This is a genomic window from Vibrio sp. 10N.247.311.47, assembly GCF_041467535.1.
GTDB lineage: Bacteria > Pseudomonadota > Gammaproteobacteria > Enterobacterales > Vibrionaceae > Vibrio > Vibrio crassostreae_C.
In genome coordinates this window covers 94,718-113,571 of the sequence record NZ_JBFSUR010000006.1, presented here as the reverse complement: position 1 = coordinate 113,571, position 18,854 = coordinate 94,718, and the positions used below count along the sequence as shown (strand labels likewise).

Annotated in this window: 13 protein-coding genes; 9 read left to right on the top strand and 4 right to left on the bottom strand. The window is 45.4% G+C overall.

The window, feature by feature from the left end:
• Nucleotides 1–114 precede the first annotated feature (114 nt).
• Nucleotides 115–2,568, bottom strand: a complete 2,454-nt coding sequence (locus AB6E51_RS06295) for a glycogen/starch/alpha-glucan phosphorylase (RefSeq protein WP_065583789.1) — start codon at nucleotides 2,566–2,568, stop codon at nucleotides 115–117.
• Between the two features lie 567 nt (nucleotides 2,569–3,135).
• Between AB6E51_RS06295 and malT the strand changes: the two genes are divergently transcribed.
• The 7 genes from malT to sstT all read left to right on the top strand — a co-directional run bounded on the left by malT (nucleotide 3,136) and on the right by sstT (nucleotide 12,304).
• On the top strand, nucleotides 3,136–5,844 hold the full coding sequence (malT, locus tag AB6E51_RS06290; RefSeq protein WP_017067440.1) for an HTH-type transcriptional regulator MalT: 2,709 nt from the start codon (nucleotides 3,136–3,138) through the stop codon (nucleotides 5,842–5,844).
• Nucleotides 5,845–6,424: 580 nt separating this feature from the next.
• Nucleotides 6,425–7,345 carry a DUF368 domain-containing protein gene (locus AB6E51_RS06285; RefSeq protein ID WP_017064236.1) on the top strand — a complete coding sequence of 307 codons (921 nt, stop codon included), beginning with the start codon at nucleotides 6,425–6,427 and terminating at the stop codon, nucleotides 7,343–7,345.
• A gap of 203 nt (nucleotides 7,346–7,548) precedes the next feature.
• Nucleotides 7,549–7,989 carry a hypothetical protein gene (locus AB6E51_RS06280; RefSeq protein WP_372057820.1) on the top strand — a complete coding sequence of 147 codons (441 nt, stop codon included), beginning with the start codon at nucleotides 7,549–7,551 and terminating at the stop codon, nucleotides 7,987–7,989.
• Nucleotides 7,986–8,582, top strand: a complete 597-nt coding sequence (locus AB6E51_RS06275; RefSeq protein WP_065583787.1) for an SCO family protein — start codon at nucleotides 7,986–7,988, stop codon at nucleotides 8,580–8,582. Before AB6E51_RS06280 ends, AB6E51_RS06275 begins: the two co-directional genes overlap by 4 nt.
• Nucleotides 8,583–8,667: 85 nt before the next feature.
• Nucleotides 8,668–9,126 carry a copper chaperone PCu(A)C gene (locus AB6E51_RS06270; RefSeq protein ID WP_065583786.1) on the top strand — a complete coding sequence of 153 codons (459 nt, stop codon included), beginning with the start codon at nucleotides 8,668–8,670 and terminating at the stop codon, nucleotides 9,124–9,126.
• 507 nt (nucleotides 9,127–9,633) lie between these two features.
• Nucleotides 9,634–10,698: a ribosome small subunit-dependent GTPase A gene (gene rsgA / locus AB6E51_RS06265; protein WP_372057821.1), complete on the top strand. Its 1,065-nt coding sequence runs from the start codon at nucleotides 9,634–9,636 to the stop codon at nucleotides 10,696–10,698.
• Nucleotides 10,699–11,089: 391 nt separating this feature from the next.
• Nucleotides 11,090–12,304 carry a serine/threonine transporter SstT gene (sstT, locus tag AB6E51_RS06260; protein ID WP_004732110.1) on the top strand — a complete coding sequence of 405 codons (1,215 nt, stop codon included), beginning with the start codon at nucleotides 11,090–11,092 and terminating at the stop codon, nucleotides 12,302–12,304.
• A 223-nt stretch (nucleotides 12,305–12,527) separates the two neighbouring features.
• Here the strand turns inward: sstT and AB6E51_RS06255 are convergent, their stop codons facing one another.
• The 3 genes from AB6E51_RS06255 to AB6E51_RS06245 form a co-directional block, all read right to left on the bottom strand.
• A complete protein-coding gene (locus tag AB6E51_RS06255; protein WP_372057885.1) occupies nucleotides 12,528–13,772 on the bottom strand; it encodes a tetratricopeptide repeat protein in 1,245 nt (414 codons plus the stop codon).
• Between the two features lie 352 nt (nucleotides 13,773–14,124).
• Nucleotides 14,125–14,727, bottom strand: a complete 603-nt coding sequence (locus tag AB6E51_RS06250; protein ID WP_372057822.1) for a response regulator transcription factor — start codon at nucleotides 14,725–14,727, stop codon at nucleotides 14,125–14,127.
• A gap of 11 nt (nucleotides 14,728–14,738) precedes the next feature.
• A complete protein-coding gene (locus AB6E51_RS06245; RefSeq protein ID WP_372057823.1) occupies nucleotides 14,739–16,610 on the bottom strand; it encodes a PhnD/SsuA/transferrin family substrate-binding protein in 1,872 nt (623 codons plus the stop codon).
• 257 nt (nucleotides 16,611–16,867) lie between these two features.
• Here AB6E51_RS06245 and dsrO point away from each other — a divergent pair, with 257 nt between their 5' ends.
• A complete protein-coding gene (dsrO, locus tag AB6E51_RS06240; RefSeq protein ID WP_372057824.1) occupies nucleotides 16,868–17,704 on the top strand; it encodes a sulfate reduction electron transfer complex DsrMKJOP subunit DsrO in 837 nt (278 codons plus the stop codon).
• On the top strand, nucleotides 17,701–18,849 hold the full coding sequence (gene nrfD / locus AB6E51_RS06235; protein WP_372057825.1) for an NrfD/PsrC family molybdoenzyme membrane anchor subunit: 1,149 nt from the start codon (nucleotides 17,701–17,703) through the stop codon (nucleotides 18,847–18,849). Before dsrO ends, nrfD begins: the two co-directional genes overlap by 4 nt.
• Nucleotides 18,850–18,854: the final 5 nt, after the last annotated feature.

The window sequence follows — 18,854 nt, the reverse complement described above, 5'->3', positions numbered from 1 at the left end:
GCTTGTGACAATCGGTTTGTAAGCAGCTTGTTTATAAACGAAACCTTTAAGCCTTTCGTTTGCTCACAAGCTAATTGAGCCAAGGCAGAAACTGCCTTGGCTACTTTGGAAGTATTAACGGTTAACCGCTTCAAGTTTCCAGATGTTGTTCACGTAGTCGCGGATAGAGCGGTCTGATGTGAACTTACCAACCAATGCTGTGTTAAGAATTGCTTTCTTAGCCCAACCTGCTTGGTCTTTGTATTGCGTGCCCATGTCTTCGTGCGCTTTCACGTAAGATGCGAAGTCAGCAAGACATAGGTAAGGGTCACCACCGTCTAGCAGGCTATCAAACGTTGCACGTAGAAGGCCTGGTTGACCTGGAGTGAACTCATCGCCAGTCAGTAGGTCTAGAGATGCTTTCAGTAGTGGGTCTGCATTGTAGTAGTCGTATGGGTTGTAGCCTTGAGCTTTCAGAGCTTGAACACCATCAACGTCTAGGCCGAAGATGTAGATGTTTTCATCACCCACTTCTTCACGAATCTCAACGTTTGCACCATCCATCGTACCGATAGTTAGCGCGCCGTTTAGAGCCATCTTCATGTTGCCCGTACCAGATGCTTCTTTACCCGCTAGTGAGATTTGCTGAGAAACGTCTGCTGCAGGGATGATGATTTCAGCCATGCTTACACGGTAGTCAGGAATGAATACCACTTTCAGTTTGTTACCGATGCGAGGGTCATTGTTGATCTTCTCTGCAATCTTGTTAACCGCGAAGATGATCTCTTTCGCTAGGTGGTAACCCGGTGCTGCTTTCGCTGCGAAGAAACATACGCGTGGCTCACACTCGAAACCAGGTTCGTTAAGAATACGGTGGTACAGAGATAGAATGTGTAGCAAATCTAGGTGCTGACGCTTGTATTCGTGAAGACGTTTGATTTGAACGTCAAAGATAGCGTTAGTATCTAGCTCGATACCCATGTTCTCTTGAACCCAATCAGCAAGGCGCTGTTTGTTTTCTTTCTTAACAGCCATGAATTCTTTTTGGAATTTCGCGTCTGTTGCAAACTTAGCGATGCCTTCTAGCTGCTCAAGTTTTGCTGGCCACTCAGTGCCGATCTTGCCAGTAATTAGCGTAGATAGGCCTGGGTTACAGAACTTCAACCAACGACGTGGCGTGATGCCGTTCGTTACGTTAGTCAGTTTGCCTGGGAAGATTTCGTTGAACTCTGGGAACAAGTCTTTCTTAACCAGTTGAGAGTGAAGCGCAGCTACACCGTTTACTTTGTAAGAGCCAATCACACATAGGTTTGCCATACGAACCATGCGGTGGAAACCTTCTTGGATGATAGAAAGCTTCGCTTGCTTCTCACCGTCACCAGGCCACATCTTGCGAACTTCTTGCATGAAGCGGTGGTTGATTTCAAAAATGATTTCCATGTGACGTGGAAGAAGACGTTTGATCAGTGATTCAGACCAAGTCTCTAGTGCTTCTGGAAGTAGTGTGTGGTTCGTGTATGCGAACGTATGAGCACTGATTTCCCAAGCTTGGTCCCAAGTTAAACCTTTTTCATCGATCAGGATGCGCATCAATTCAGGGATAGCGATCGTTGGGTGCGTATCGTTCAGTTGAATCGTTTCTTGCTTAGGCAGATCTTCTAGAGAGAAACCTGCTGCTTCGTGACGACGTAGAATATCGCGAACAGACGCTGCTGAGTGGAAGTACTGCTGCATTAGACGCAGTGTCTTACCTTTCTCGTGGTTGTCGTTCGGGTAAAGTACTTTAGTGATGTTACCTGCATCGATTAGCGAGTGTTGTGCTTCAAAGTAGTCACCGTTGTTAAAGCTTGCTAGTGAGAATGGTGCGATTGCCTGACATTCCCAAAGGCGCAATGGGTAAACCGTGTTTGACTCGTAACCTACGATAGGTAGATCCCAAGGCATTGCTTTCACTTCCATACCCGGAACCCAAGTACGAACTTCTTTGCCGTCGATGTATTCAACTTCTACATGACCGTAAAAACCAATGTGTTGTGCTAGTTCTGGACGAGCCACTTCCCATGGGTAACCTTCAACACCACGCCATGCGTCAGGAGCTTCTTGTTGACGACCGTCTTGGAAAGACTGTTTGAATAGACCGTATTCGTAGTGAAGACCGTAGCCCACTGTTGGATATTCTTGAGCGGCACAAGAATCCATGAAACAAGCGGCTAGACGACCAAGACCACCATTACCTAGTGATGGGTCGCGTTCTTCTTCTAGAAGGTCAGTTAGGTTTTGACCTAGCTCTTCCATTGCATGAGTGATCTGTTCGTAAAGACCCATGCTGATCAGGTTGTTACCTGTTAGACGACCAATCAAAAACTCTAGTGATAGGTAGTTAACGCTCTTAGCGTTCTTAATTTTTTCATCATTTTCAGTTTCTAGCAGGTCAAAAGTCGTTAGCTCTGCAAGAGCACGACCCATTGCTAGATACCATGAACGGCTGTCTGCTGTTTCAACGGTTGTTGCGTAGGTTGCAGATAAATGTTTCTTAACACTCTCTTGGAATGACACTTTATCGAAAGTTTTTTGCTGAGTTGGTTTCATTTCAGAAATCTCGCTTTTAATAGTTCTAATTCATCTGTGACATATCGTGCATGGTCACCATAAACTAAACATCCTCCCGCTAATGCAACTGACTAGGAGTAGATGGGAGGGCGTAGGGGGCGTACCGACTTAGGGTTAGTGATCTGACTCTCATGTTCTGACTGAGAACAAAAACTTGGAGTGACTAAGATCACAAGCTCCCGTTCGATAACTTAACTTCAATTGATGTGACTTTTATTTAACCAGATTAAAGTCATTGTCAAATCTGATATTCAGATCACGAAAATAATTTCCAACTCTCATCTTTTGCATAGATTCCCGTGTAGGGATGAACGAAGTCACATTCACAAACCAACCCGCAACGTGAGCAAAGTCTCAAATAAAGGGCGTAGACACCCAAAAACATGCAGGAGTGCAAGGTTTCTGAGGAGGATCGTAGTCGGTAACGTTTGGCTTCACGTAATATGAGTAAAGACTTAAGTAATTAGGCTCATGTCATTGGAGTGCACTCAACGATAGATTGGGATATTCCAGAACATAGCCACGGAATAGGTGTAAAACTTCGATATGTGGATCCCTTCGAAACTGACTCGTCCCGGCCGCTTACATAATGCAATCCTACGACCTAGGGTTCTCGATCTGCTTCACAATGCAGATTGCTATAAGCTTGTGTTGTTCCGCTCTCCAGCGGGCTACGGCAAAACCACCATGGCTGCACAATGGTTGGTAGATAAACCCAATGTGGGTTGGTACAGCATTGATGATAGCGACAACGATGCCTTCCGCTTTATCAACTACCTACTTCAATCACTTAATAAAGCGACTCAAAATGCCTGTCCGAATGCCCAAAAGCTGGCAGAAAAACGACAGTTTTCATCGCTGCATTCTTTATTAAGTGAAGTATTTGCCGAGATGTCGGAATTCCATCACGAGTGTTTTCTGGTGTTGGATGACTATCACTTGGTCAACAATGACGACATCCACGAAGCCATGCGCTTCTTCCTCAAACACATGCCCGATAACCTAACGTTGGTTGTCACCAGTCGTGGTACGCCACCACTTGGTACAGCAAACCTGCGCGTTCGTGACTTAATGATCGAATTAGGTAATGACTCGTTGGCGTTTGATACCGAAGAAACCACACGCTTTTTCAACCAACGCGTAGCCGACGGCATTGATGACACGACGGCAGATAGCATTTGTAGTTATGTAGAAGGTTGGCCTTCTGCACTGCAACTTATCGCGCTACAAGCACAACACCAAAAACGCACTCTTGCACAGTCCGCAGAGTCGTTCTCTCACTTTAATCACGCCCATCTTTGGGACTACTTGGTTGAAGAAGTATTCGACCTGCTAGACAAAGAAACCCGACAGTTCTTGATGCAATGTTCTGTGCTTGATCACTTCAACGATGAGCTTGTGTGTGCACTTACACAGCGTGAAGATGCGTTAGGTATGATCGAATCACTCAACCGTTTTGGTTTGTTCATCTACCCGCTTGAAGGTGAAAAGAACTGGTATCGCTTCCATAACTTGTTTGGTGAATTCCTCGCACATGAGCGCCAAGCTCGAATTCCTCAGCAAGAAGCTGAACTGCATCGAAGTGCTGCAAAAGCGTGGATCAAGCAAAACACACCACACCAAGCACTACGTCACGCACAGCGCGCTGAAGATCCAGAACTGATCATTCAAATCCTGACTGAGCACGGTTGGCCGATGTTCAACCAAGGTGAGCTTTCGTCATTAGAAATGGCGATCAAACAGCTAACCACAGATCAACTATACAGTGAGCCAAAGCTTTCGATGTTGCGCGCTTGGCTTGCACAAAGTCAGCACCGTTATGACCAAGTGGGTACTTTGTTGGAAGAGGCTGAGACTCAATATCAAGCTCGAAACATTGAGCTCGATACTCAGCAGCAAGGCCAATACAACGCCTTGCGCGCCCAAGTTGCCATCAACAGCAATGAGCCTGAGAAAGCATTGGAATTGGCTGAGCTTTCATTGAGCCAACTGAACACCACAGTTTATCGTAGCCGCATTGTTGCAACCTCGGTTGTGGGCGAAGTGAATCACGTAATGGGTAATCTGAGCCGTGCTCTACCAATGATGCAACAAACCGAGAAGCTGGCTCGCCAATATCAGGTTTACCATCAGGCTCTGTGGGCGATTCTGCAACAAAGCGAAATCTTGATTGCTCAAGGTTATGTTCAAGCTGCATTTGAACTACAAGACAGTGCATTCAAATTGATTGAAGAACATCAGCTTCAATATGTGCCGTTGCATGAGTTCTTGCTGCGTGTTCGCGCTCAGATCTTCTGGTGTTGGAACCGACTAGATGAAGCGGAAGAGTGTTGCTACAAAGGCTTAGATATCCTTGGTCACCACTCTCCGAGTAAACACCTGCACAGCTATTCTATGTTGGCTCGTATTTCATTGAGCCGCGGCGAGATTGATAAAGCGTCGAAATTTATCGACCAGATTCAGCACCTATTGCGTCAATCGACTTACCACGTAGATTGGACGGCAAATGCTTCTTTGTCTTTGATTCTTTTCTGGCAAGTAAAAGGCGATAAAGAGGCGATACGTGATTGGCTGAGTGTGGCGGTTCGACCTGAATCGGCAAGTAACCACTTCTGCCAACTTCAGTGGCGAAACATCGTTCGTGCTCACATCATCCTTGAGCAATATGAAGACGCGGAAGAAGCGCTGACCTTCCTTAAGAGTGAAGCCCAGCGTTCGCACCTGATTACCGACACCAACCGCAACTTGATCGTTGAAGCCGTGTTACGTACACAAATTAACGATGAAGACAGCGCACGAGTACTGCTTGAAGAAGCGCTTCATATGACTAACCAAACCGGTATGGTCGGTAACTTCTTAGTAGACGGTGGGACCATCGGGCATATCCTAGATAAGTTGAGCAACAAGCCAGGCTTAGGTGATTTAGAACGTCACCGCGCACAACAAATCATGAAGGATATCTCAACTACGCAACGCAGTCGTTCGGTGCATTTCGATGAAGACTTTGTTGAGAACTTGGTTAATCACCCGAATATTCCTGAGCTGGTGCGTACTAGCCCACTCACTCAGCGTGAATGGCAAGTGCTTGGTCTGATCTATTCAGGATTCAGTAATGAGCAGATCGCTCAAGAACTCGATGTAGCGGGTACCACAATCAAGACTCACATCCGTAACCTTTACCAAAAGCTCAACATTGCTAACCGTAAAGAAGCAATCAGCACAGCGGAAAACTTGCTGCAGTTGATGGGATACTAAAGCGGATTCGAGATTCGAGATTCGAGATTCGAGATTCGAGATTCGAGATTCGAGATTCGAGAAAAGTTTAAGCTAGTCGCCAATGGTGGCTAGCTTTTTTTTGCTTGGGACATGGGAAAATAGCAACTTACCAAACGACAGGCAAAAAAATAGCCAACCGCAATAATCGCGATTGGCTCTATATATTTGTGAACAAATCATAAGTTCACTAACAACGTCAGTTGGCTAGGTGACCCTCGGCTTAAGAAGGGTCAATGTATATAATGCAGTTAGCGTGCCAACTTTTATTCGACGTTTTATAAGCCCTGCATCGCATAAAAACCATGAATTTGTCATGCGAATTGCAAAGTGCATTTGCATAATGCAACCAAGATGCAATATCGATAAGAGATCTGTTTCATCGCTGCTGTTAATGACAAATCACTAAGTGGTTGTTATCTAAATGTTAGGCAAATATTCACTTCAACTTATTGCCTTACAATTAATAGAGTAATAAAAGCCCTTCCCCAAAAGCATATTCATACTTTTTTTACACTAAAGTTTGTATACTGCACAAAATCATCCTCAACTCTATGAAGCAATGAACTACTTAAGTACTTTTTTCAAAGGCATGGCTATGGGCGCAGCAGACGTTGTTCCTGGCGTGTCGGGCGGAACCATCGCATTCATCACTGGTATCTACGATACGCTGCTAGAAAGCATTCGCAGAATTAACCCTAGCGTACTTGGCTTATGGAAACGCGAAGGCTTCAAAGCCGCGTTTAATCACATCAATGGTTTCTTCCTAATTTCACTGTTCGCGGGCGTATTCACGAGCATTGCGACATTCGCAAAATTGATTTCTTGGTTATTAGTCACCCACCCTGTTCCACTGTGGTCTTTCTTCTTCGGCCTGATCTTGGTCTCGGTTTTCCATATTCTTAAGCAAGTAGAGAAACGCGATATGATTCGCTTCGTGTTTTTGCTGCTTGGCGTTGCTTTCGCTTATAGCATTACCGTGCTTAAACCGCTGCAAATGGAACCAACCAGCATCAACGTATTGATTGCGGGTGCGATTGCTATCTGCGCGATGATTTTACCCGGTATTTCAGGCAGCTTTATTCTGCTCCTGATTGGCATGTATGGCCCCGTGCTTGGCGCCGTTAAATCATTTCAAGTCGATGTACTTGCGCTATTCCTTGCGGGCTGTGTGATCGGACTGCTGACTTTCTCACATGTACTGTCTTGGCTATTGCGTTCATTCCGCGACTTCACATTGGTATTCTTAACCGGTTTGATGATCGGTACGCTGCCTAAGATCTGGCCTTGGAAAGAGACCATCAGCTGGCGCACAAACTCAAAAGGTGAACAAGTTCCTCTGATTCAAGAAAACCTATCACCGTTTGATTTTGAAGCGGTAACCTCTCAGCCTTCTCAGTTGGTCATGGCGATTGTGATGATGTTTGCTGCGATTGCATTGGTTTTAGGCCTGGAGAAGTTTGCAGAGCGTAATGCTGACTAATCATTCAGCCAGCTTCTGGAAAGCGTTTAGAACGGATAATGCTTAGAAATACTAAGCTCACTTCTCGATTAAACAGACAAAAGCGAAGCCAATGGCTTCGCTTTTTTAGTTCTACCATACGCACAAAATTGCTTTTTGATACAGGCACGTATTGAGGGGTATGATAACATCGCCGCTCTTATAAAATTAGATGAGAACACGACATGCACCCAGCATTAAAGGTGGTGGCTCTTGGCATTGCTCTCGTGGCAGGTTTTTATGGGCCGCAAGTATTTCAAAAATTTAAGTCGGTCATTGAGCACTCAACTGCCGAAGTCAACTTGGATGCCTACTGCATGCTTTCAACCATATCGTGTGAGCAGGAATCCATTTCAATGTCGCTTGATCGCGAAACCGCGCAACCTCTTCTACCCACAAAGATAAAGGTCGTTTGGGAAGGTGCTGCATCTGAGACACTGATGTTATCGCTCACCGGTTTAGAAATGGAAATGGGATCAGCGCGTTTTCAATTAAAGAGCATTGGCAACAATACCTATGAAGGTGATGTGATTTTACCTGTATGTACTTTAGATAAAATGACATGGATCGGTGAGCTCACTGATGGTGTCGATACTGTAAACCCTGCAATAAGGATGGCAAGATGAGTAGAAATTGGTCGTTAGCATTGGTTGTCGCTTTTGTACTTGGCTTTGGTGTCAAAAGCTATCTTGATGGGCAAAACGAAGTTCAAGAACAACACGCTGCAAAACAAGAGTTCTCCGCAACGACTCTTTTCGGCAAAGACAACCAACCAACGGAAATCTTTGACCAAACCGATGACAGAATTCGCATCGTTTACTTCGGTTTCACACGTTGCCCAGATGTATGCCCTACTTCTTTGGCTATGTTGGCCGGAGCACTTAACCAAGTCTCTGATGAAGCAAAAGCCAAGATTCGCCCGATGTTTGTCTCTCTCGACCCTGAGCGTGATGCAGCAGAGGCCTCATACGAATACGCACAATACTTCCACCCAATGATGGAAGGATTAAGTGGTCCTTTGGATGTGACAACCACGCTTGCACACAACTACGGTGTTATTTTCAGAAAGACCAAGCTGGAAGGTTCAGAGTTGGAATACACCCTTGACCACAGCTCATATTTTTATTTTTTAAAGCCCGACGGTACCTTGATTACCAAAGTGCCGCATACGTTAACGCCAGCGCCGATTGTTGAGGCCATCAACCAATTGACGCAGTAAAACGTAAAAATAAAGAACTTAACCAATAAAGTTCGAACAAAAAAGTCAGGTCCCAGACCAAAACATAAAAATTAAGGACAACAACATGAAGTTAAAAGCACTTGCTCTAGCAGGCTTATTGCTCACTCCCCTTGCTCACGCTAATAGCGACATTATGGTTCATGACGCGTACGCTCGTGCAACACCGCCTTCAGCAGTGAACAGCGCGGTATTCACGACTCTGATGAACCACAGCGATAAAGATCGCGCTATTGTTTCTGCGACAACGCCAGCAGCAGGAAAGGTAGAACTTCATGATGTTATCGTTGACGGCGACGTAATGAAGATGCGCCAAGTTCAACAAATCACAATCCCTGCAAATGGTGAAGCGGTACTAAAGCCAGGTAGCCTACACATCATGTTGTTCGACCTAAAAGATGGTCTAAAAGAAGGTGAGCAGATCGAAATGACTCTGACTTTCGCTAACGGTGAAACGCAAACCTTTGACGCGCCGGTTAAGAAAGTAATGAGCGGCATGAAAAAGATGAATCACGATCATCACTAATCGGATTCATAATCAATGAAATAAATTAAGCCACGATGACTTCTCGCCATCGTGGCTTTTTGTTAAACTGAGCGCGCTTTTTATTCAAAGCCTGAACACATCAATAAACCAAGGAGAATAGAAGATGATTGTAATGAACACACTAAAACTGGCAGTAAAAGTAACGCGTTAATTTGTTTGGTTAATCAAACTTAAACACCGATCTACCAACTTATCGTCATCCATTGACGACCGCACACTTTTACCCGGTTTACTGTTGATCATAAGTGATCAATACCTGCATGCCCAACAACGCATGACTAAATCCGGGGTCCTATCTATTTGAATTCGACCCAAGCACAAAACATTTTTGACGTCTCGACGCTTTTTGAACTGACCAACGCTTTTCGATCTCATCGACAACCTGAGATCTTACAAGACGTTAATGCTCTCATAAGACTTTAATGCACTGATAAGACTTTAATGCTCTCACAAGAAAAGAAAGCTCGCACGTCTGGGTAAATAGACATGAATTCACAAAACGCATTTTCTCATCCAATGTCACTTCAACAACTTGGATGGCAACCTGTATTCCAACAACAACTGACACTCGAAGACTATGATCACTCCGTCATTGCTCGTATCGTCGCACATCACCGCAATGGCTATACATTAGCGTCAGAGCAAGGTGAAATTGTTCTACCCATCCACCAAAACCAACCGGCAATGACCGTTGGCGACTGGGTAATATTGAACTCTGAACTGCAATTCGATCGCTTACTAGAACGCCAATCGCTCTTTAGCCGAAAAGCTGCGGGCAGTCGTGTGGCTGAACAATATATTTCAGCCAATATCGACACAGTGTTTATCGTGGTTTCATTGAACAACGACTTTAATCTGAGTCGCATTGAACGCTACCTGGCACTCGCAAATGAAGCACAAGTTGAAGCGGTTATCGTCCTGACGAAGAAAGACTTGTGTGACGACTACGAAGACAAAGTACAACAGGTACAAAGCTTAGACCCGATGCTGATGATCGAAGCGGTCAACAGCCTAGATCAAGACTCAACCCAAGTACTTTCACCTTGGTGTAAAATCGGCAAGACCGTCGCGCTAATGGGCTCTTCTGGTGTGGGTAAGTCGACTTTGGTTAACTCATTGCTAGGTGAAGCATCGCAGGCAACTGGTGGTATTCGTGAAGACGACAGTAAAGGTCGTCATACAACCACATCACGATCACTCCACTTGCTCGCATCAGGTGGCTTGCTTCTCGACACTCCAGGAATGCGAGAGCTACAACTTGCAGAATGTGCTGAAGGCGTGAGTGAAACTTTTTCAGACGTCGAAGAGTTAGCAATGCACTGCCGCTTCTCTGATTGTCATCATGAATCAGAGCCGGGATGCAAGATAAGGGCTGCCATTGAGAGTGGTGAACTGTCTGAAAGACGATTTACTAACTATCAAAAGCTATTGCGAGAGCAAGCCAGAAATGGTGCCTCATTGGCAGAGCAACGTGCTAACAGTAAGCAGCTTTCGAAGATGTACAAAACCGTTCAATCAGAAAGTCGAAATCTTAAAAAAGCTTCTGACTAAACCTTTAAGTTAACGACTATAAGTTGTATTTGAGACAAGCTTAGCCCCTTAGTGTTAAACACGTGGGGCTTTTTGTTTCAATTTGGTCTTAGTGTGACTATTTATGCACACAATGTTCTTACCAATAGTCGTTTACATTTCCAAATTTACAGTATATTGAGTCTATTAAATGTCATTTTGTAGATTTATAGCTCAATCAAAACACATTTGATTAACATTTAGCTCTAAAAACACCACGTAGCGCAAACAATCACCCTAAAAGTAAACTATTCCTAGACACCCTCTTAGATCCCGCTAATATGACCGCCCATTCCACTAGTGTATAGTCGGATTTGGTACAACTTTATAAAAAGATACATCACTATAATAAATTAACAATTGCAGGTATTTTATGCAAAATCACAACATGCTCGCCCGCATCGCTCGTGGAAATCTCGTTCTACAGATCCTTGCTGGTATTGTTTTCGGTGTCGTTCTCGCCATGGTGTCTCCTTCAGCAGCTCAAGATGCAGGCCTACTAGGTAGTCTGTTTGTTGGCGCTCTGAAAGCTGTTGCCCCAATTTTAGTATTCATTCTTGTTGCAGCTTCTATCGCAAACCAAAAGAAAGGTCAGCATACTCATATGCGTCCGATCATTGTGCTTTACCTGATTGGTACGTTTTCTGCTGCACTGACTGCTGTAGTACTGAGCTTCATGTTCCCAACCACTTTGACACTGGTTGCTGGCGCTGAAGGTGCTAACCCTCCTCAAGGTATCGCGGAAGTTCTTCATACCCTTCTATTCAAGCTTGTAGATAACCCAGTTAGTGCGCTAATGAACGCAAACTACATCGGTATTCTTGCTTGGGCAATCGGTCTTGGTCTTGCACTGCACCACGCATCTGCAACAACCAAAGCGGTTTTCGAAGACCTTAGCCACAGTGTTTCACACATTGTTCGCTTCATTATTCGTCTTGCGCCATTCGGTATCTTCGGCCTTGTTTCGACTACATTCGCAACAACGGGCTTCGATGCACTAGCAAGCTACGGTCAACTGCTAGCGGTTCTACTAAGCTCAATGCTGATCATTGCTCTTGTCGTTAACCCACTGCTTGTCTTTGTAAAGACAAAACAGAACCCATACCCACTTGTACTACAATGTATTCGTGAATCTGGTGTAACGGCATTCTTCACTCGTTCAAGCGCTGCAAACATCCCAGTGAACATGAACCTTTGTAAGAAGCTAGAGCTAGATGAAGATACTTACTCTGTTTCAATCCCTCTAGGCGCAACCATCAACATGGCGGGTGCTGCAATCACCATCACTGTGTTAACGCTTGCAGCTGTACACACAATGGGTATTGAGATTGATATCTTCACTGCGATCCTACTAAGCCTTGTTGCTGCAATTTCAGCATGTGGTGCATCAGGCGTTGCCGGTGGCTCACTGCTACTGATTCCTCTAGCTTGTGGCCTATTCGGTATCTCAAACGATGTAGCGATGCAGGTTGTAGCGGTTGGTTTCATCATTGGTGTGATTCAAGATTCGGCTGAAACAGCACTTAACAGCTCAACTGACGTAGTGTTCACTGCGGCTGTATGTAAAGCTGAGCAAAACAAAGCTTAACAGCTCTTGGGTATTAGGCTTAAGCTCTAAGCTCTAAGCTCTAAGCTCTAAAAGCAAATAGCACACAAATAAAAAGGGAAGCATTCGCTTCCCTTTTTTGTTGTCTTGGTTTTCTAGATTACGGCTAGGAGCTATATAGATTTATAGCTTTATAGCTTTATAGCTTTATAGCTTCACAGCTTTAGTCATTCTTGTCTAACTCATCAAAGCTAACCAACACGTTTTAGTGGTTACTTTTCCAGCTTGGATCCACGGCTGCCTGACTGAAGTCTAGAGAGTTAGGACTTGCTTCTTTGTTATGCGTTGCTTGATCGCTGGGTGACCCTTGATTCGCAGCACCGCTATCATGGTTTGGCGTCGCCTGCTGGCTGTAATCGACGTTAGAACCTTGCTCACTCGACGCTTTGGTCTCTAAATGACTACCATCGACATTTAACTCCTCACCTTCTTCATCGGACGCTTCTTTAACCTTCTTAGGGACAGGGACATTGCGTTTGTAGAGCTTGTTGAGCGCCTTAATGATTGAGTGCTTAGTGATTGATTCTTGGGTCAACTTAGTCATTATCGGTTTAGTCAGAGCTTGTAAGCCCACGACAGCATCCACACCAAGTTCCCCGCCGACTTTATCCCTCAAGTGCTTGGCTTCTGAGTAACCAAAATGAGCCGATAGAAATAGCCAGATATAAGCAATGGCATTACCGTGTTCACCATGGTCAATCCAAGCTTCACCTGCTCTAAACATCGCTTCTGCACTGTTCTTTTCTGCGGCCGTCTCAAACCAGTAAACAGCCTCGCCATGGTTAGGCTCAACACCCACACCGTTCAAATAACTCATACCAAGTTTGATCTTGCCGTCTAAGCTATTCTTTTCCGCGGCCTTTTGGTACCACTCGACAGAGCTTTCGGCAGAGTAGTCTGGGTTTTCTTTATCTAGACACCAGTCACCAATGAACAGCATCGCTTCAGTATTACCACCAGCCGCAGACTCTTCAATATAGGTATAACCCTTAGGGATGTTCTTATCGGTTCCGCGACCAAAGACAAGCGCTTTGCCCATCTCAAATTTCGCAGACACGTCATTGTCCAATGCGGATATCGCAAGCTGCCAAAAGTTGGCTTTTTCTCTTAAAATCAGGTCTTCTTTACGCTTCATGCTTAGGCGCACAATGCCGTACATGCCATTGATATTATCGAGTTGCGCTGCTTTGTCGTACCAATACAGAGCTTCCTTTATATTGTTACGTTCAGCTTCTTTTGCCAAATACAGAATCGACGGTACATGACCGGTTTCGGCTTTGAAGTGACGCTCTTTTTGCTCTTGTATGCGCGCTTTTTCAATCGCTTTTCGGTAAGCGACAGCACGAGCCTTACGTTCTTGTTCCAAGCGCTGCTTTCTTAGCGATAAAGAGATCAGCCACACGGCGACAAGTATTAACGAAAGAGCCGTCGCACCAATTGCGATTCCCATTGTACTCATAAAATATTTAACCTAACTCGGCAGATACAAGACTCGACGTTGAGAGTGTGTTCTACCCATAGTGAATGTTATGTTTCGAATTACAGGGAAAAGTGCAGTTACTGGCACGTTCCGCCTTAAAATGAACTTAGTTCAGTATCTCAGGATTACATTGCGATAAGAAGCCTAGGAGGTTCAATCCGTATGCAGTCCATAGACGATGTGATCTTGCTTCAATATAGATAAATTATGAAGGCTGCCTTTCATCAGGAAAGTCCTAAAGCTTGGTGACGAAATTGATGTTTTTCCCATCAACAATTTCGTGCAACTGCCGTACAACTCTCTTACAGGAATAGCTCTATACCTAGGTCAATTGACCGTATATGTAAGCCAACTCGGCAACCGTCTTCGCTGAGAATTTCTTCATCAAGCTTGCTCGGTGTACTTCCACTGTTCTCATGGCAATGCACAATTCATCGGCTATTTTCTGGTTACGCTTACCGTCGATAATTTGTTTAAGGATGTCTATCTCACGCTCGGTTAACGACGCGTACGCTTGGCGATACACATTCATTTGCAAATGCTTTTCTGAGGCAACTAAGCCTTGCTTGATCGCCTCAGCTAACTCACTGCCTTTGACCGGCTTCTGGAAGAAATTCACCGCACCAGCCTGTAGCGCTTCAACCGCCATAGGTACATCACCATGACCAGTGAGATAGATAACCGAAAGCGGGCTCTGTGCTTTCAACATCAGTTCATGTACTTGCTGCCCTCTCATCTCAGGCATTCTGCTATCGAGCACCACACACCCAGTCGCACTTAAATCAACGGCATCTAGAAAACTCGGGCCATCTTGATAGGCTGACACCTTAAAATCATGCTCTTCCAGTAAGAACACCAATGAATCACGCATTGACTCATCGTCATCAACCACATAGACCGGCAACGTTTGATGAAGTTCAGACATAACAAGATTCCTCATGAATCATTTGAAAGAGAGAAAGGCAGTGTCACCGCAACATGACATCCATGTGGGGTGAGTGACGTGATCGTCATTTGACCACTGTGATCTTCAATAACATCTTGGCAAATCGCGAGCCCAAGCCCCAAGCCATTTTCTTTGCTGCTCACAAAGGCTTGAGTCACTTCTTGTTCAGTGAAATCTAAACCGGTGCCGTTATCGATAATCGACAACATTATTTTATCCGGTTGATACTCGGTAATCACTTTAATTGTCGATGGTTCGTTGTTTTTGTTACCAATATCAGACGTAGCGCTTTGTTCGCGATGCATCTGAGCATTACACGCATCAGTCGCATTGTTGATCAAATTTACAACCACCTGCTGCAATCCGACGGGGTCAACATGTAGCGTGATAGGTTTACCCACGACATAACGTTCAATGGTTATCTTGTGTTTCTGTAATCGAAATTGCAGTAGCTCGATGGTATCTGTAAGAAGAGCTTCTATATCAGTTTGAGATTTATCTGATGAGCGTTTTTTGATCATGTTTCTTAAGCGCTGGATGATCGCATCAGCACGGTCCACTTGCGACTGGATCTTCTCAAATACAGGCTCTATGTCAGTCAGCGGTTTGTTCTTCGAAATCCGCAGTAAACCACCTTCGCTATAATTCCGAATAGCTGCCAAAGGCTGATTAATCTCGTGTGCCAAGCTACTTCCCAGTTCACCAACTACCGCGATTCGTTGTGAGTGCTCTAGCTGTTCACTCTTACTTTTCAGCTTATAAAGCGTCGCTTCTAGTTGCTTTTTGCTGCGACTGAATTTGTATTCTAGCCAGAAGTGGTAAGCATTCAGAGACACGACAAGAATAAAGAACGCCCATGCCCACTGTTGATTGTACTTGAGCCAGATTAACGCTTCTTTCCACCAAGGTTGTTGCAGTGGATGCATGTCGAGTTGTTGATATAGCTTGTCGATCGCCAGCAAGCTTGTCGGTGACGTCCAACCCGATGCATTCGCTGCAATGGCCGGTGCGCTGCTCTTAGGCATCGCAAATAATACCTGACTCATCTGTTTGGCCAGTGCCGAAGAAGCCCGCTCTGTTTTGGCGAACGACCAGTTGGGGTACAACGGCGTAGACACTTGGCATCGGAATCCTTCTGGCGCTTGATTCTCGATAATTCGATATTGCCCCGCCACCAGCAAACCTTCACTGATCATGTTCTCAACTAAACAGCTTGGTACGACAGCCGCTTCAATGTGCCCTTCACGTAGTTGATACAAGCTGGCGTCGATCGGGAAACCTAAAAATTGGGTGTTAGAGAAAAAGTGGTTGGGATTAAGCCCTTGTTGCATCACTTGGTAACGCATAGTGAGGTAACCGCCAAACGCATTTTCAGAGACAGCAGCAATCGGCTTTCCACTAAGTTGCTCAAACGAGATATACGGTGACACTCTTCTGACCACTAATGCAGAACCGATACTGCGCGTGCTGCTCACACCTTGATCGTCGTAATTGTGACTGGTCATGGTCGCCATCCAAGAGAGCGCGTATTGACGTCCTAAACGCACTGCTTGGCCGGGGTTGGTGATAACAAAATCAACAGTGACATCTTTTACCGCTTCGGCCATCTCTTCCAAGTTGAAAGGCTTGAGAACAAAGTGTTTTCCGGGAATGCGCTCAGACAGCCAATCCATTGTCGGCTGCCAACGCTGCTGAGCGGAAAGCTTACCTCGAGTCGCCAACACGCCAACTTCTATGATTTGCTCAGACTCAACAGTGCTTGTCGTTGCAATCTCTTGCTCCGATTGAGCCGCCAAACACGCGCCTGCGGTTAGGCTCAACCAACAAAGGCCAACGATTGTCATTAGGTTTCTGACTGTCACTGAAATCTCTTTCTCCAAACGGACTGTTTATTCAATTTATTCTCGATTCATTTTATGTCAGCGGCGTGTTTCGCGCTTAGCTCATGCTTGAGCGCCTTAAATAAGCCTCTAAAACAAAGCATAACAGCTAGATTGGTAAAACCACATTTGTTCTAGATCAACTTTGATCTGGGTATGTGGAAATCCACAATACCCCGTGAACGGTCAAAAACTGACAATAAGCCTAACAGATCGAATACCCATTTATAGGTACCTCTATGGACTCATTGAAAAGACGGTTTCTCAGCCAATTCGGCAAGGTTTCCGCTGGTGCTGCGCTCATTCCCATTTCCGGAATCAACACCGCAGTCGCAAGCACAGCCATTCGCAATAACAACCAACCTGACCGCAAAGGCGAAATAGGTAAACGCTACGCCATGGCGATTGATTTACGTAAGTGCGTTGGCTGTCAGGCGTGCACTGTTGGCTGTAGCGTTGAAAACCAAGCACCAATTGGCCAGTTCAGAACCACCGTAAAACAGTATGAAGTCTCCCTTGATGATGGTTCGACTGCTCAGCAAGACGTGAAATCATTCATGTTACCTCGCCTCTGTAATCACTGTGACAACGCTCCCTGCATCAAGGTTTGTCCAGTTCAAGCGACCTTCCAACGCGAAGACGGCATTGTCATGGTCGACAATGAACGCTGCGTAGCCTGTGCTTACTGTGTTCAAGCTTGTCCTTACGATGCTCGTTTCATTAATAACGACACCCTTACCGCAGACAAATGCACCTTCTGCGCACACCGCCTTGAAGACGGCTTACTGCCTGCTTGTGTAGAAACCTGTGTCGGTGGCGCGCGTGTCATTGGCGACCTTAAAGATCCAAACAGCGAGATCAACCGTCTGCTCAATGAAAACCAAGACGACATCAAGGTGCTTAAGCCAGAGCAGAATACCAACCCCCATGTTTTCTATATCGGCATGAACGAGCGATTCGTTAGCCACATTGAAGGCCAACCTGCGATTTATGATCCAGCCGCCATCGATAACTCATCCTCTAGCAAACAAGAATTGGCAATCGCGACACAAGGCAAACAAGGAGAGACAGCATGAATATCACTGAGGTGTTAGTCCCCGCTCAAGAGATCGCTTGGCTACCGTGGGCGGTTCAATATTTCTTCTACATAGGTTCAGCCTACGCGGCCGCTATTCTGTTTTTGATTGCACTGATATTTAAGAACTCAACCAGCCACCAATTTCGTTCTGCCCTTGTGCTTGTGATGGCAATCGGTGCGATTGTTGGGCCATTAGCGCTTACTGGTGACTTGCATCAACCCGGACGTGCGTGGCATTTCTATGCTCACATCACACCTTGGTCATGGATGTCATTGGGCTCTCTGTTTCTACCTTTGTTCTCTGGTCTGGCTGTCGCGACTGCTTGGGTTTACCTGCGTGATGACATCGCACAGCTCAAAGAGAGTGAAAACCCACTTCTAAAACGTTTGTCTTGGCTGACGCTAGGTAAATGGCAAATATCATCAAAGCTGATGATTGCACTCGCTGCTGTGACGGCTATTTCGGGCCTAAGCATCGCGCTTTATACAGGCGCAGAGATTGCGATTTTGGCGAGCCGACCGCTTTGGCATCAACCGGCTTCTCCACTACTTTGGTTCACGACCGCATTCTTTGCTGCTACAGGTTTAACGCTGTTGATTTGGGCTCTGCTGCCTTCAAGCAAACCAAGCTTAAAACCAACAGACCTCGCTCTAGTACAAAGAACCATTACGTTAACAGGTGGCCTTGCCATCATTCTTACGTCGATTTGGGCATCTAACCATGGTCACTTCAATCTGTATGAGAACGACGCTTGGGGCATCAATTTAGGCATCATGACCACCAGCATTTTGCTGTGCATGATCTTGGTTCTACCACTGCAACGCCTATCGCAAAGTAAGCTAGGAATTATCTGTGTTGCGCTTGCGACCATAGTTTCTGCATGGGCGGTACGTTGGGTCACCATGATGGAAGTTCAAACCATTCCACGTTTCGATGTTGGCCCATTCCCTTATGAACTGCCGATGGGTAGCGCAGGATTACTCGGCATTGTTGGTATGTGTGGTCTTTGGTTAGCACTTGCGTTGTTCGCCTCTGAGATCGTGTCTACTGGTTCTACACGAACAACTGGTTCTGCACCAAAGACAACATCGAAGCCAAACCAAAATACACCTTCACCACTTAACCGCTCACATAGCTTGTAGTCTGA

What these genes read in the sequence shown, in the direction of transcription:
- AB6E51_RS06275 (WP_065583787.1), top strand. Translation starts at nt 7,986, where the DNA reads ATGAGTAGAAATTGGTCGTTAGCATTGGTTGTCGCTTTTGTACTTGGC.
- AB6E51_RS06250 (WP_372057822.1), bottom strand. Translation starts at nt 14,727, where the DNA reads ATGTCTGAACTTCATCAAACGTTGCCGGTCTATGTGGTTGATGACGAT.
- AB6E51_RS06280 (WP_372057820.1), top strand. Translation starts at nt 7,549, where the DNA reads ATGCACCCAGCATTAAAGGTGGTGGCTCTTGGCATTGCTCTCGTGGCA.
- AB6E51_RS06285 (WP_017064236.1), top strand. Translation starts at nt 6,425, where the DNA reads ATGAACTACTTAAGTACTTTTTTCAAAGGCATGGCTATGGGCGCAGCA.
- malT (WP_017067440.1), top strand. Translation starts at nt 3,136, where the DNA reads ATGTGGATCCCTTCGAAACTGACTCGTCCCGGCCGCTTACATAATGCA.
- AB6E51_RS06295 (WP_065583789.1), bottom strand. Translation starts at nt 2,568, where the DNA reads ATGAAACCAACTCAGCAAAAAACTTTCGATAAAGTGTCATTCCAAGAG.
- AB6E51_RS06255 (WP_372057885.1), bottom strand. Translation starts at nt 13,772, where the DNA reads ATGGGAATCGCAATTGGTGCGACGGCTCTTTCGTTAATACTTGTCGCC.
- nrfD (WP_372057825.1), top strand. Translation starts at nt 17,701, where the DNA reads ATGAATATCACTGAGGTGTTAGTCCCCGCTCAAGAGATCGCTTGGCTA.
- rsgA (WP_372057821.1), top strand. Translation starts at nt 9,634, where the DNA reads ATGAATTCACAAAACGCATTTTCTCATCCAATGTCACTTCAACAACTT.
- dsrO (WP_372057824.1), top strand. Translation starts at nt 16,868, where the DNA reads ATGGACTCATTGAAAAGACGGTTTCTCAGCCAATTCGGCAAGGTTTCC.
- sstT (WP_004732110.1), top strand. Translation starts at nt 11,090, where the DNA reads ATGCAAAATCACAACATGCTCGCCCGCATCGCTCGTGGAAATCTCGTT.
- AB6E51_RS06270 (WP_065583786.1), top strand. Translation starts at nt 8,668, where the DNA reads ATGAAGTTAAAAGCACTTGCTCTAGCAGGCTTATTGCTCACTCCCCTT.